Annotated in this window: 15 protein-coding genes; 2 read left to right on the top strand and 13 right to left on the bottom strand. The window is 49.2% G+C overall.

What is annotated here, in order from left to right:
* Positions 1-66: 66 nt before the first annotated feature.
* Complete coding sequence (locus tag OO017_RS01105; protein ID WP_266050588.1) at positions 67-2,445, bottom strand: tetratricopeptide repeat protein; 2,379 nt, start codon at positions 2,443-2,445, stop codon at positions 67-69.
* A gap of 208 nt (positions 2,446-2,653) precedes the next feature.
* On the opposite strand from OO017_RS01105, the gene OO017_RS01100 reads away from it, so the two are divergent.
* Both OO017_RS01100 and OO017_RS01095 read left to right on the top strand, forming a co-directional pair.
* Positions 2,654-3,721 (top strand): Ldh family oxidoreductase, encoded by a 1,068-nt coding sequence (locus tag OO017_RS01100; RefSeq protein ID WP_266050587.1) that lies wholly within the window; start codon positions 2,654-2,656, stop codon positions 3,719-3,721.
* 8 nt (positions 3,722-3,729) lie between these two features.
* Positions 3,730-4,077 (top strand): hypothetical protein, encoded by a 348-nt coding sequence (locus OO017_RS01095; RefSeq protein ID WP_266050586.1) that lies wholly within the window; start codon positions 3,730-3,732, stop codon positions 4,075-4,077.
* A gap of 814 nt (positions 4,078-4,891) precedes the next feature.
* Here OO017_RS01095 and hscA read toward each other — a convergent pair.
* From hscA to map, 12 genes are all read right to left on the bottom strand, one after another.
* The gene (gene hscA, locus OO017_RS01090; RefSeq protein WP_266050585.1) at positions 4,892-6,757 is read right to left on the bottom strand and encodes a Fe-S protein assembly chaperone HscA; all 1,866 of its coding nucleotides are present in this window, start codon (positions 6,755-6,757) and stop codon (positions 4,892-4,894) included.
* 248 nt (positions 6,758-7,005) lie between these two features.
* Entirely contained in the window at positions 7,006-7,302 is a 297-nt protein-coding gene (locus OO017_RS01085; protein WP_266050584.1) for an FtsB family cell division protein, read from the bottom strand.
* 88 nt (positions 7,303-7,390) lie between these two features.
* Positions 7,391-8,668, bottom strand: a complete 1,278-nt coding sequence (gene eno / locus OO017_RS01080) for a phosphopyruvate hydratase (protein WP_266050583.1) — start codon at positions 8,666-8,668, stop codon at positions 7,391-7,393.
* Between the two features lie 20 nt (positions 8,669-8,688).
* On the bottom strand, positions 8,689-9,804 hold the full coding sequence (gene carA, locus OO017_RS01075; RefSeq protein ID WP_266050582.1) for a glutamine-hydrolyzing carbamoyl-phosphate synthase small subunit: 1,116 nt from the start codon (positions 9,802-9,804) through the stop codon (positions 8,689-8,691).
* 77 nt (positions 9,805-9,881) lie between these two features.
* Positions 9,882-10,412, bottom strand: a complete 531-nt coding sequence (gene rplQ, locus OO017_RS01070) for a 50S ribosomal protein L17 (protein WP_266050581.1) — start codon at positions 10,410-10,412, stop codon at positions 9,882-9,884.
* A gap of 74 nt (positions 10,413-10,486) precedes the next feature.
* Entirely contained in the window at positions 10,487-11,476 is a 990-nt protein-coding gene (locus tag OO017_RS01065) for a DNA-directed RNA polymerase subunit alpha (RefSeq protein ID WP_266050580.1), read from the bottom strand.
* Positions 11,477-11,513: 37 nt separating this feature from the next.
* A complete protein-coding gene (gene rpsD / locus OO017_RS01060; protein ID WP_266050579.1) occupies positions 11,514-12,119 on the bottom strand; it encodes a 30S ribosomal protein S4 in 606 nt (201 codons plus the stop codon).
* Positions 12,120-12,141: 22 nt separating this feature from the next.
* Positions 12,142-12,534, bottom strand: a complete 393-nt coding sequence (rpsK, locus tag OO017_RS01055; RefSeq protein WP_108212760.1) for a 30S ribosomal protein S11 — start codon at positions 12,532-12,534, stop codon at positions 12,142-12,144.
* 10 nt (positions 12,535-12,544) lie between these two features.
* Positions 12,545-12,922 (bottom strand): 30S ribosomal protein S13, encoded by a 378-nt coding sequence (gene rpsM / locus OO017_RS01050; protein ID WP_266050578.1) that lies wholly within the window; start codon positions 12,920-12,922, stop codon positions 12,545-12,547.
* 9 nt (positions 12,923-12,931) lie between these two features.
* Positions 12,932-13,048: a type B 50S ribosomal protein L36 gene (gene ykgO / locus OO017_RS01045; protein WP_034256541.1), complete on the bottom strand. Its 117-nt coding sequence runs from the start codon at positions 13,046-13,048 to the stop codon at positions 12,932-12,934.
* A 5-nt stretch (positions 13,049-13,053) separates the two neighbouring features.
* The gene (gene infA, locus OO017_RS01040) at positions 13,054-13,272 is read right to left on the bottom strand and encodes a translation initiation factor IF-1 (RefSeq protein WP_025609076.1); all 219 of its coding nucleotides are present in this window, start codon (positions 13,270-13,272) and stop codon (positions 13,054-13,056) included.
* Positions 13,273-14,046: a type I methionyl aminopeptidase gene (gene map / locus OO017_RS01035; RefSeq protein ID WP_266050577.1), complete on the bottom strand. Its 774-nt coding sequence runs from the start codon at positions 14,044-14,046 to the stop codon at positions 13,273-13,275. It lies immediately after the preceding gene.
* Positions 14,047-14,048: the final 2 nt, after the last annotated feature.

Here is a 14,048-nt window from a genome sequence, read left to right as displayed (position 1 = left end):
GCAGCGGCTAATAAGTATAGCTTGCTTCCAGTTACAGAAAGCAGCGGCTGAAAGCCTGTTTACTACTTATCCTTTCCCCAGCCGCTTCCGCTCTTTCTCGTAAGCCTTCTTCAGTTTCTTCAGGTCGCGGTTATTCTGGCTATACTTTACGGAAAGCACCTTGGCATCCTGCAGCTGCCCCTGCTGCACATCCTTCAGCGCCAGTTGCTGCCCCAGTTGCTGCTGCACTTTCTTGGTCTTGCCTTTGCGGTAGCCTTTCTCCAGCAACAGCGTCAGGAGCTGGATGGAAACCTGCTCCTCCCCTTCGTTGGCGTAATACCCCACCACGGCGGCAGTGAATGGCTGCATCGTATGGTCTTTGGCGAAGTTGAAGAGCGAGATGTGGTCCAGCCCAAACTTATTCACCTGCTGCGCCAGGTAAAATGCCTTTGCCTCCTCGTACACCGCAATCGCTTCATTATAACTTTTTCTGCTGATCAGGTGGCTGGCCTCCTCCAGTTTACGCTGATAGGAAGCCGCTGCAGCAATAGAAGTCCTGCCGTCTTTAGCCGTGAAGGTCGCAATACCACACTCCGACTTCTCATCAGCCGCCCGTATAGCCGCCTCGTACGCCTGGTCGGCAGCGATATACTTCTTCTGGCTGATCAGCTCGCGGGCATTCTGGAAGTGCTTGTCGTAGACAGCCTGGGTGTTAATGCACTCCTGGGTAAAGATGCGCTCGCGCAGCAGTTTATACTTGCTCTGCACCTCAGCATCCTGCACCAGTGCGTAACGTTCCTGCATAGAGGTAGCGTCTGCCGCCGTTTGGCGGGCATGGCTCAGCCTGTTCTGCATCGCCTGCTCGTAGCCTTCAGTTAGCATTGCCAGCAGCACCGGCTTAGCCGCCCGCTGCGACAGCGGCCTCAGCTCCTGTATCGGCCTGAAAGTATAGTTTTGCTCCAATACCAGTGCTTCCTCAAACTGCCCCAGGGCCGCCCGGTGGTTCTGCTGTGCCAGCAAACGCTTGCCCTCATCTATAAAGCCCAGGTAGTACTGGAACTTCACCTGGTTCAGCAGGTCGCTGGCCTCAGTGGCCTGGTGCAGCACGTAGTCATAGTCTCGCTGGAAAGTTAAAGCCTGCTGCGTCACACGCTCCGCCTCCTGCAGGTCGTTGCGCGACAACAGGCGTTTGCCGTTATCCACCATACTTCGATACACGCCGGTGGCCGCCCTTGCCTCGCCATCGTTCAAAGCCTGCATGTTGCAACGCAAACCGCCTATGGTGCTGCACAAGTCACGGGCCTCAGCGTAAGCCTCCAACGCATTGCTATACTCTCCGCGGGTGGTAAAACGGTTTCCTTCAGTAATATGCGCGCTGTAAATATCATGCGCCAGCGCCAGGGCCATTTGCTCGGTCTGCGGGTCTACGCGCATGCGGGTGAGCACGTCGCGGGTGCGGTTGGTGGCCTCCCGGATGTAGCCATTGCGCAGGTCGATGCGCGCCAGCTGCACGTGGGCCGGGGCAAAGTTCGGGTTGGCCTCTACTGATTTGGCAAAGTATGTCTGTGCCACCGAGGCGTTGCCCCCCTTCAGCAGGCTCACCCCACGGTTATAGAAATGCTCATGGATGGTTGCCAACGTATAATTGATGGCCTTACGGCGCTCCTCCAACACCTGCTGCAGCTGCTCCATTTTATACTTCAGGCGTTGCGGGTCCTGCTGCTTCAGGTGGAGCTTTTCGGTGTAGTTCTCCTTTTTCAGAAACTCATACTGTTTCTCCAGTTCATGCAGCCTGCGGTCGTGCAGGGGCAGGCGATCAATGTCATCCGGAAGTATAAGCGCTACCTCTTTTAAAGCCTGCAACACTTTGGCGTCGGCGGCAAAGTATGCCCGCACCAGACCAAGCTGCTCTTGCAGTTGCTGCACATCCAAAGAAGTATACTCCACCTGCTCCTCCACCACCTGTAGCTTATAGCTTTGGTTGGCGGCAGTGTCTGGTATCTGCTCCTGCAGCAGCGCCACGCCATTTGGCTTCAGCGTCACTGTGCGGTCGTATACCTGCACTACCTTGTTCTGCCCGTTCAGCAGCTGCACCTTGGCTTTATACTTGTCTGGCAGCAGGGCATCGCTCAGGTCAAAGCCTTTGTAATCGGTGCTGCCGCTTACCTGCACTTTTCCCACCTGCACCTTTAGTTGCAGCTTATCGCCAGCATCAGTAACCTGCGCCTGCTGTTCAAAACGGAGCGTAAACTCTGGCTGGCGTGGCGGTCTGCTGCTGCGGGTGGTTACCTCATGCTCTTTAAGTATGTTGACGATGCTGTTGAGTTGCGCCTGGCTTGCTCTGGAACCGGTGCCATACTTGAGCAGGTACGCTTCAGCTGTTTTCTCCTCAAACAGCAACTTGTTTTGCGCCTCGGCGGCAAAAGCAGCGAGAACAGCGGCGAAAAGTAGTAATGCTTTTTTCATAGTGGCAGGGGCTAACTTTCTGTGGCCAAGGCAAAGCTTGTTCCAGTTTCGCCAAATCATCCCGAAAAGTATAGAAAAAATAAAATATTAAGGGTGAAGGCGCCATAAATTAAAGTATTAGCCGTTCGTATGGTGGTCGAACAAAGGATAAGCTAAGGCTTTGGTTTGATAATTTCTTAATTTGCCGCTCTTAACAGAAGACGCTTACATGTATCCATATCAACAACTTTTCGATTTCACCCAAAAGGTATTTTTGGGCATGGGCTGCCCACCCGAAGACGCGAAATTGGCTACCGAAGTACTGCTGTCGGCAGACCTGCGTGGTGTAGACTCTCATGGCGTGGCCCGCCTAAGCGGCTACGTAAGGCTCTGGGAGGCTGGCCGTATCAACCCCACCCCAAACATCCGTGTTGTGCACGAAACGCCAAGTACTGCCACCGTAGACGGCGATGCTGGCCTGGGGCTTGTGGTGGCGCCGCGTGCCATGGCTATTGCCAAAAAGAAAGCTGAGCAGGTAGGCACTGGTTGGGTATCGGTGAAGAACTCGAATCACTTTGGTATTGCCGGCTACCACGCCATGATGGCCCTGCAAAAGGATATGATCGGCATTGCCATGACCAACGCTTCGCCGCTGGTGGCCCCTACCTTCTCCACAGATCGCATGCTGGGCACTAACCCCATTGCCGTGGCAGTGCCTGCAAAAAACCAACCGGCGTTCGTAGCTGACTTAGCCACAGCCGCCGCCGCCAACGGTAAACTGGAGATTCTGCAGCGCAAGGAGAAGAAAGCGCCGCTCGGCTGGATACAGACCAAAGAAGGCCAGGAGTCAACCAATCCGAACGAGTTGAAGGACGGCGGGGCGCTGCTTCCGCTTGGCTCCGACCGCGACCACGGCAGCCATAAAGGTTACGCGCTTTCCGCGGTGGTGGATATTCTTTCGGCAGTACTCTCCGGGGCTAACTATGGCCCGTGGGTGCCTCCGTTTGTCGCTTTCCTGCCAGTTGCCGACAACCTGCCGGGCGAAGGTATAGGTCATTTTCTGGGAGCGATGCGCGTGGATGCTTTCCGCCCGGCTGATGAGTTTAAGGAACACATGGATAACTGGATCGGCACCTTCCGTAGCGCCCATGTGGTGAAAGGCGAGACTGCCGTACTTATACCCGGCGATCCGGAGCGCGTAACGGAAGAAATACGTATGATTCAGGGCATACCGCTACTGCCGCCTGTAGAGCGCGATCTGGAGGCACTGGGCCAGCGCTTCAACATTAAGCTATAACCCAAAGTATGGCGACAGGAAGTACGGCAGCAGCAAAGTTTTTCAAAAGTATAGGTTTGTCTTCTGGCAAGCGTAGCATTTTTATGTTGGTAGTAGCCTGGACTTTGAACCTGCTGTGGCTGGGGCTAAACTACTTCTGGCGCTTCGCTTCTGTGGAGGTGCTGCTGGCTATTCCGGTTCTGTTGTTACTCTATGCTCTGCTGGCCCTAATCAGTTACATCTACTGGGGCATACGCCAGGTGCAAGAACAGGAGGCCCCTTACGCCAACGTGATGGTGGGGGTTATTGTGGCGGTTACGCTGCTGTACTTTAATTTTAACCTGCTGCAGTTTGTGCTGCAGGCGATTGAACGATAATGATTCGCTATAAATAAAAAGCGCTGGCCATACTTTGGCCAGTGCTTTTTATTTATAATTGGTTCTGCTTTTGGTTTATACTTCCGCTATTCCGGACATCCTTGTCTGGAACCTCTCTGCCGCGGACTTCCTAATCTGCGTGAGCCATGCTTTATACTTCCATAGCTGCTGCTTCCTTCAACTTGAAACAAGCTATCCTTGTTAGCTTCTGCTCATCCTCAGCCTTACAAACCTATCGTTTCATTTTATACTTGGCTCGCTCCAGCCCGGGAGGGCTCGTCTTGGGGGTAGGGGCCCTCGATAAGGGCATCGCGCTGGGACCTTTTCCTTTGCTCCTGCGTCGCAATGCCTCGCTGCCGCTCGTCACCGGAAAAACTCCAAAGGCGCTCTTTATACGAGGGCCCCTACCCCCACGGAAAGACTGGGATCAGTTCGATAGCCACTGTGCTCTACCATGGAACAAGTATAATTCCCCTCCTCGGAGGGGCTAGGGGTGGGTTCATACTTTTGCTGATGACATCCATCCCCAACCACGAAATTTACACTTCAACATCAGTAACTACAGGCTCCCCTCCTTAGACTACCGAGAACGCGAGTTCGAAGGTAGCGAGCGCAGCTCTGAGGGGCAGGGGTGGTTGGATAATCCCCCTCCTAAGACTACCAAGCACGCGAGTTCGAAAGTAGCGAGCGTAGCGCTGAGGGGCAGAGATTGTTAAAAAAACTGTACAAGAGCAAACCAAATACTAATCATTAGCAAACAAAACCGGCAGCCCTTTACGAACTGCCGGTTTTGTTTCTGGTTACATTTATACTTCTACTCTATCTTTTTGCCAGCCATCGCTTGCTTAATCGAGATCTGCATCACGCGCTCGGCGAACGGGCTAGTCTGTTCCTCCAGCCTGTCCACAGCTGCGTATATGGCGTCTTTGTCGCCATTGGCGGCTAACACATCCTTCAGCTTCTGCATGTTCTCGCGTGTCAGGTTAATCTCTTCCTCGGTCAGATGCTGGCCATTCTTCTCTACAAAACGCTCTACCTGGTACAACATCTGCTCGGCAGCGGTGCGCGCCTCAATCTGCATGCGCGTGGCAACGTCCTCCTTGGCATGTGTGATAGAGTCCATCAGCATCTGCTCCACCTGCTGGTCAGTCAGGCCATACTGCGGCTTCACCTCTACTTCCTGGCGCACGCCGGAGCGCAACTCGATAGCCTCCACTTTCAAGATACCGTCGGCATTCAGTATAAAGTTCACGTCCACCTTCGGGAAGCCAGCCGGCATGGCAGGTATACCTTTCAGGTCGAACTCAGCCAGCTTGCGGTTTTCCTTCACCACATCGCGCTCGCCCTGGTAAACCGAAATCTTCATGTTCACCTGCCCGTCTACCGACGTAGTGTACTGGCGCCCGGCTTTGGTAGGGATTTTTGAGTTTCTCGGGATGATCGGGTCCATCAGGCCTCCCATGGTTTCTATGCCCAGCGTGAGCGGCGTAACGTCCAGCAGCAGGATATCCTTGCGGTTGCCAGCCAGAATGTCAGCCTGTATGGCCGCTCCCAGCGCCACCACCTCATCCGGGTTAAGCGAGTTGTTGGCCGGTTTGCCAAAGAATTCGGACACCGCCTCGAACACCATCGGCACGCGCGTAGAGCCTCCCACCATAATCACGGCATCAATCTGCTCCGGCTTCATCTTGGCGTCCGCCATCGCCTGCTTGCAACTCTCCATGGTGCGGGCCACGATCGGCGCAATCAGCGTTTCAAAAGTATGGCGCTCCAGATGGCAGTCCAGTTTGCCGTTGATGGTGCTGGTGTATACTTCCTGAGAGCTCAGTGTTTTCTTCGCCTCCTCCGCCTTCAGGCGCAACTCCTGCGACAGGTGCTTGTCCTGGTTCACGGTGTCGGCAATCAGCTCGTTATTCTGAATCCAGTGGTTGATGATCGCACGGTCAAAGTCATCGCCTCCTAAGTATGTATCGCCATTTGTGGAGAGTACCTCGAAAATGCCCTGGTGAATACTCAGGATGGAGATATCAAACGTACCGCCACCCAGGTCATACACCGCTACGGTTTTCTCCTCATTCGGGTCTATTCCGATACCATAGGCCAGTGCTGCAGCGGTTGGCTCGTTCACGATGCGCAGCACCTCCAGCCCTGCCAGCTTACCGGCATCGCGGGTGGCCTGTCGCTGGGAATCGTTAAAATAGGCCGGCACCGTGATCACGGCGCGGTTCACAGGCGTCTTCAGGGAATGCTCCGCCCGCTCGCGCAACTCCTTCAGTATCTCCGCCGACAGCTCGATCGGGGAATAGAACTTGTCCTTCACCCGTATTTTCACTAGCCCTTCCGAATCATCATCGATAATTTTGTAGCCGAAGTAATCCTTGTGCTCGCCCAGGTCTTTGTACGATTTGCCCAGCAGGCGCTTTACGGAGTAAATGGTGTTGGCCGGATCGGTAGTAAGGTATTCCTTCGCCTCGTTACCCACAATCGTCTCGCCCTGCTGCGTAAAATGCACCACCGACGGCACAATGGTTCCGCGGCCCTGGTCGTTTATCGCGATCGGCTTTTTATCTTCAGGATGGATGTAGGCCACCAAGCTGTTGGTCGTTCCTAAATCTATACCTACAATTACCTCTTCCTGTTGAAGAGCTCCGGTAGAAAGGTTTATTGCAACTTTTGCCATAGTATCTGTATTTACGTGAGCCCGCCACCAACTGGCGGCAGCGCTATACTACAAAGTTACAAATTATTTGGGGAGGGATTTGTTTTGAGGCGGGAGAGGTTAAATTGATGTATACTTGAAATATGTGGAGCTTTAACTACTTCATGTTCTCAGTTTGATCTTTACAGAAGCATGATACGGCACAAAGGGACGCTTGTGCCATGCTGAAGGGGCTGGTTATACTTTTGAGCAGCTTTTAACTATACTTCCTAGTCCTCCTTCGGCACAATAATAAAAACGTCCTCGTTCGGGCGCTTCATCAGGTATTTCTCACGGGCGAATTTCTCCAGCAGCTCCGGGTTGCCCATCAATTCTTTACGATCTTTCTCCACTTCTGCCATTTTCTCCAGATAGTGTTCCTTATCGCTTTCCAGCTCACTTAGCTGGCTGCGCATCTGGTACTGGGTCACAAAATCATTGGAGTCGAAAAACAGCATCCACACCAAAAACAGAAAGGAAGTAATAAAATAGAAGTTTCTGAATATTTTAGGGATGCGCTGTATCATAACTGTGGACTAAGGTGTGCCTACAAAAATAAGGCTGTGAGTCTTATAACCCACAGCCTTACAAAATATATTTTCAGCAAATAGTCTTTTAGAACTTCTTGCCCGGGAAGTAAGCCACTTCTCCAAGCTCCTCCTCTATACGGAGCAGTTGGTTATACTTGGCCATACGGTCTGAACGGGAAGCCGAACCTGTTTTGATCTGCCCTGTGTTGAGCGCCACAGCCAGGTCAGCGATGGTGTTGTCCTCTGTCTCGCCCGAACGGTGGCTCATCACACTCTTATAGCCGTGGCGCATACCCAGGTTAATCGCGTTGATGGTCTCTGTCAGCGTACCGATTTGGTTCACCTTGATCAAAATAGAGTTGGCCACGCCCTGGTCTATACCTTGCTGCAGGCGCTCCACGTTCGTCACGAACAGGTCGTCGCCTACCAGCTGGCACTTGCTGCCAACTTTATCGGTCAGCTCTATCCAGCCTTTCCAGTCATCCTCTGCCATACCGTCTTCAATGGAGATGATCGGGTACTTGTTCACCCACTCAGCCCAGTAGCTTACCATGTCAGAAGAAGACAGCTTATCGCCTGTAGACTTCTTGAAGTGGTACATACCTGTAGAAGCGTCGTAGAACTCTGAGCTGGCTGCGTCCATCGCGATCATGAAGTCGTCGCCTGGCTTGTAGCCAGCCGCTTCAATAGCCTGCAGCACCACTTCGATGGCCTCCACATTAGAAGCGATGTTCGGCGCAAAACCACCCTCATCCCCCACGTTCGTAGACAGGCCTTTCTTCTTCAACACATTCTTCAAGTGATGGAACACCTCAGAGCCCATACGCAGGGCCTCAGAGAAAGAAGGAGCTCCCACTGGCATGATCATGAACTCCTGGAAGTCGATCGCGTTGTCGGCGTGGCTACCTCCGTTCAGGATGTTCATCATTGGCACAGGCAGCGTATTGGCGTTTACACCACCCACGTAGCGATAAAGCGGCAGGTTCAGTTCCTGCGCAGCGGCACGTGCAATGGCCAGCGACACGCCTAGTATAGCATTGGCGCCCAGGTTGCCTTTATTCGGTGTACCATCCAACTCGATCATGATCTTGTCAAGCAGGTTCTGGTCGAATACCGGGAAGCCAACAAGTTCTTCCGCAATTTTCTCATTCACGTTTTTAACGGCCTGCAGCACACCTTTGCCCATGTACTTGCCTTTGTCGCCATCACGCAGTTCTACTGCCTCATGTATGCCTGTAGAGGCGCCCGAAGGTACGGCGGCACGGCCCATGATGCCTGTTTCAGTCATTACATCAACTTCAACTGTAGGATTTCCGCGCGAGTCGAAGATCTGTCTGGCTTTAATGTCAGTGATTAAGCTCATTCTTTCTGTTTTTACGATAGTTATACTTTGTTTTTACTCTTTTCAAGCAGGGCCACAAACTCATCAAACAAATAGGTAGAGTCGTGCGGTCCTGGCGATGATTCAGGGTGATACTGTACGGAGAAAGCCGGCTTGGTTCTCATGCGCATACCTTCTACAGTATTATCGTTCAGGTTGATATGTGTTATCTCCACTTCGGGATGATTCTTTAGCTGATCCATGTCCACCACGAAGCCGTGGTTTTGACTTGTAATCTCACTTCTGCCTGTCAGCAGGTTTTTCACCGGATGGTTCAGGCCTCTGTGCCCGTTGTGCATTTTATAAGTGGCAATGCCATTTGCCTGAGCTAAAATCTGATGCCCCATACAAATACCAAACATCGGTCGCTCTTTCTCCAGAATCTGCTTTACGCTGTTAACCGCATCCCGTGTAGCCGCTGGGTCGCCGGGGCCATTCGAGATAAAGTATCCGTCCGGGTTCCATTTCTCCATCTCTTCAAACGGAGTATTATACGGGTACACTTTTACCTCGCATCCGCGCTGCATAAAATTATTCAGGCTGTTTCGCTTCACACCCAGGTCAAGTACAGCTACTCTATACTTCACTTCGTCGGGCACCACATGGTAAATCTCTGGAGTACTTACCTGCGATGATAGCTCCAACCCAGACATAGAAGGTACCTCTGCCAGCCTCTTACGCAGTTCCTCCACATCAGTTATTTCAGAAGACACTATGGCGTTCATGGCACCTTTATCTCTGATATGGCGAACTAATGATCTTGTGTCTATCTCGCAGATTCCTACTATACCTGCATTCTCAAAATAATCCTGAAGCGATCCTTCAGCAGTCTTTCTTGAAAAATGGTGTGAAAAATCCTTGCAAACCAAGCCATTGATCTGCACTCTGTCTGACTCCACCTCTTCATGCTGCACACCGTAGTTACCCACATGCGATACCGTGTTCACTACAATCTGACCAAAATAAGATGGATCAGTAAAAATTTCCTGGTAACCCGTCATACCGGTGTTAAAGCAAAGTTCTCCGCCCGACGTACCTATTCGTCCTAAGCTTTTGCCCCTGTACACGGTTCCGTCTTCAAGTAATAAAATAGCCTCTGAGGAAGTATGTTTTTTCATTGGTAAAGATTTATTACAAACATAAAAAAAGGGACACGACTTACGCCATGTCCCTTCAAAATATTTACAAACAGAGCTTATTGAGCATCTTTTGTCTCTTCTTTTGTATCGTTAGATTCAGCAGCAGGAGTTTCTGTTGCCTCTGTGGCCTTAGCCTCAGTTGCAGTGTCCTCTGCCTTTTTCTTACCGCCACGACGACGCGTCTTCTTAGCACCTGCAGCTGCAGTACCAGTTGTAGTCAACATATCCTCGTTGTAGTCTACCAGCTCGATAACGCACATTTCAGCGTTGTCACCAAGTCTGTAACCAGTCTTCAGGATACGAGTGTAACCACCTGGTCTGTTAGCAATCTTAACAGATACTTCATCAAAAAGTTCCTTTACAGACTCTTTGTTCTGAAGATAAGCGAAAACCGTTCTTCTAGAGTGCGTAGTATCACTTTTTGCTTTTGTCAGCAGAGGCTCCACATACTTACGAAGTGCTTTAGCCTTGGCTACTGTAGTAGAAAGGCGCTTGTGCAGAATAAGGGATGATGCCATGTTAGACAGCATTGCCTTACGGTGTGAAGCAGTTCTTCCTAAGTGATTAAATTTTTTACCGTGTCTCATTATTTTGAATTGTGCACGTGCATACCGTCGATCAACCTAAGCGGGATCGGGAATTATGCCGTAGGATTAATTAATTATTCTTCCTCTAATTTGTACTTAGAAAGATCCATACCGAAAGTCAGACCTTTCTCCTGAACTAAGTTCTCCAATTCCGTCAAAGACTTCTTACCGAAGTTTCTGAACTTCATCATATCTGCGATATCAAGCTGAACAAGATCACCAAGAGTTTTGATGTCAGCAGCTTTTAAGCAGTTGTAAGCACGAACCGAAAGGTCCATATCCTGAAGAGGAGTCTTCAGAACCTTACGCATATGAAGCAGCTCTTCGTCCACAGCTTCTTCCTCTTCAGGCTTAGCTGTTTCGAAAGTCATTGTGTTGTCAGAGAACAGCATGAAGTGCTGAATAAGGATGTTAGCAGCACCCTTTAAAGCATCCTCAGGATGAATAGAGCCATCTGTCTGTATGTCAAGAACAAGTTTCTCGTAGTCGGTTTTTTGCTCCACACGGGTGTTCTCAACACTGAACTTCACATTCTTGATAGGTGTGTAGATGGCGTCAATAGAGATCTGACCAAATACCTGCTCAGCTGGCTTATTCTCTTCAGCAGGAACGTAACCACGTCCCTTCTGTATCGTCATCTCAAGTTCGAAGCTAACGCTTGGGTCCAAGTGGCAAATAACCAACTCTGGGTTCAGCACTTCGAAGCTTGAAGTGAAGTTATTGATATCACTAGCCTTGAAAGTATCCTTACCACTGAATGAAACAGTGATTCTTTCGTCTACAACATCGCTTATTTTCTTAAAGCGAACCATCTTCAGGTTAAGGATAATATCAGATACATCCTCCACCACTCCTTCAACAGACGAGAACTCATGCAGTACACCACCTATGCGAATGCTGGTAATGGCATATCCTTCCAAAGAAGAAAGAAGGATTCTTCGCAAAGCATTACCTATGGTTACCCCGTAACCTTTTTCAAGCGGCTTGAATTCAAATAAACCATGAAAGTCGTCGGCTTTTTCCATTACAACTTTCTCTGGCATTTGAAATGCTAATATTGACATACTTGCAGTGTTAAAGGTTATAAATTGATTAAGCTGCTTACTTAGAGTAAAGCTCGACGATTAGCTGCTCCTGAATTTTCTCAGGGATCTGGTCTCTCTGTGGAGTAGACACAAACTTACCAGCCATCTCGTTAGCATCCCACTCTAGCCAAACAAACTGACGCGCATTGCGAACAGTAAGGCTAGTAGTGATCGCCTCTAGAGATTTTGACTTCTCACGTACAGCTACAACATCACCAACTTTAAGAGAATATGAAGGGATGTTTACAATTTCACCATTAACCAAAACATGCTTGTGCAATACAAGCTGACGTGCAGCTCTTCTGGTAGGGGCAATACCTAAACGGTATACAGTATTGTCTAGTCTGGACTCAAGAAGGGCCAACAGGTTTTCACCTGTGATACCACCTTTTCTGTGAGCTTTGTCAAACAGGTTAGCGAACTGCTTCTCTAAAACACCGTATATATATTTAGCCTTCTGCTTCTCAGCAAGCTGAATAGCATATTCTGACTGCTTCTTACGGCGGCCACGGCCATGCTGCCCTGGAGGGTAGCTTTTCTTTTTCAGCGCCTTGCTAGGGCCGAAAATTTCTTCATTAAAACGTCTTGAGATTTTACTCTTAGGACCTGTATATCTTGCCATTTCTTAGTTCTCTTAATAGGAATTAAACTCTTCTGCGTTTTGGTGGGCGGCAACCGTTGTGCGGCAATGGAGTAACGTCTTTAATGATAGTTACTTCGATACCTGTGTTTTGCACAGTACGGATAGCAGACTCTCTGCCTGCGCCTGGACCTTTAACAAAAACTTCCGCTTTACGCATACCAAGGTCATAAGCAACCTTTGCGCAGTCAGCAGCGGCCATTTGTGCAGCATAAGGAGTGTTCTTCTTAGAACCCTTAAAGCCCATTTTACCTGCAGAAGCCCAAGAGATAACTTGTCCTGCGTTATTGGTTACTGATATAATAATGTTGTTGAAAGAAGCTTTGATGTGTACTTGGCCAGTAGGTTCAACAACTACAACACGCTTTTTAGCTTTATCTTTTCTTTTCTGAGCCATGATCTAGTGATTATTTAGATGCTTTCTTCTTGTTAGCAACTGTCTTACGCTTACCTTTTCTTGTGCGTGAGTTGTTCTTAGTACGCTGTCCACGCACAGGCAAACCTTTACGGTGTCTTAACCCACGGTAGCAACCAATATCAAGAAGACGCTTAATGTGCAGCTGAACTTCGGATCTTAAAACACCCTCCGTTTTGATGTCTGCTGCAATTACATTTCTAACCTCACCGGCTTCATCCTCAGTCCAGTCTTTTACCTTTTTGTCAAGATCCACCCCGGCTTTAGTTAAAATCTGCTTTGAAAGGCTGCGGCCGATACCAAAAATGTAGGTAAGGGCGATTTCTCCTCTCTTGTTGTCCGGAATATCTACTCCTGCTATTCTAGCCATAAAAATAAATTAACCTTGTCTTTGTTTATATCTTGGATTCTTTTTGTTGATTACGTAAAGCTTCCCCTTACGACGGATAACCTTACAATCAGCACTTCTCTTTTTTACTGATGCTTTAACTTTCATTGGATTTATTTATATCGGTAAACAATTCTGCCTTTGGTAAGATCATAGGGAGACATCTCTAACTTCACTCTGTCTCCTGGAAGAATTTTGATGTAATTCATGCGCATCTTACCAGAGATGTGAGCTACTACCTGATGACCATTCTCAAGCTCAACCCGAAACATGGCGTTTGATAAAGCCTCTACTATAGTCCCGTCTTGTTCTATGGACGACTGTTTTGCCATTTATGATTTATTAGCTTGTTCTATATAATCAAAAGTTGTTAATATCTCAGCTTTATCTTTACGAACTACAACTGTATGTTCAAAGTGAGCTGAGGGTTTATTATCCTTCGTACGAATCGTCCACCCATCATCCTCCTGCACTATATGTCTCGTCCCAAGGTTCACCATTGGCTCTACTGCGAGCACTAGGCCATTCTGTAATTTTACTCCCTGACCACGCTTGCCATAGTTCGGAACTTCAGGAGCCTCATGCAAATTGCGGCCAATACCATGGCCTACAAGCTCTCGGACTATGGTAAAGCCATTCGCTTCTGCAAACTCCTGAATAGTATGGCTAACATCTCCTAACCTGTTCCCTACTACCGCCTTTTCTAATCCTAAATAAAGTGACTGCTTCGTCACTTCAAGGAGTTTTTGAACTTCAGGCCCAACTTCTCCTACAGCGTGAGTATAGGCACAATCACTATGGAAGCCATTCTTATAAACACCTCCATCAACAGAAATTACATCTCCATCGTTCAAAGTATACTTCCCTGGCATACCATGCACTACGACAGAGTTAACTGATATACAAAGGCTGTAAGGGAAACCATTATAGTTCTTGAATGAAGGCTTGGCCCCATTATCAAGAATAAACTCTTCAGCTAATTTATCCAGTTGAAGAGTAGAAACACCAGGCTTGATAAGACGAGCAATTTCGCCATGTGCTTTGCTTAAGATCAAAGCACTTTGGCGAATTAACTCAATTTCTTCTTCTGTTTTGTATATAATCATTG

This window comes from Pontibacter anaerobius (assembly GCF_026241195.1).
Lineage (GTDB): Bacteria > Bacteroidota > Bacteroidia > Cytophagales > Hymenobacteraceae > Pontibacter > Pontibacter anaerobius.
Note: the sequence above shows the minus strand (reverse complement) of the source record. Positions and strands in the feature narration are given on the sequence as shown.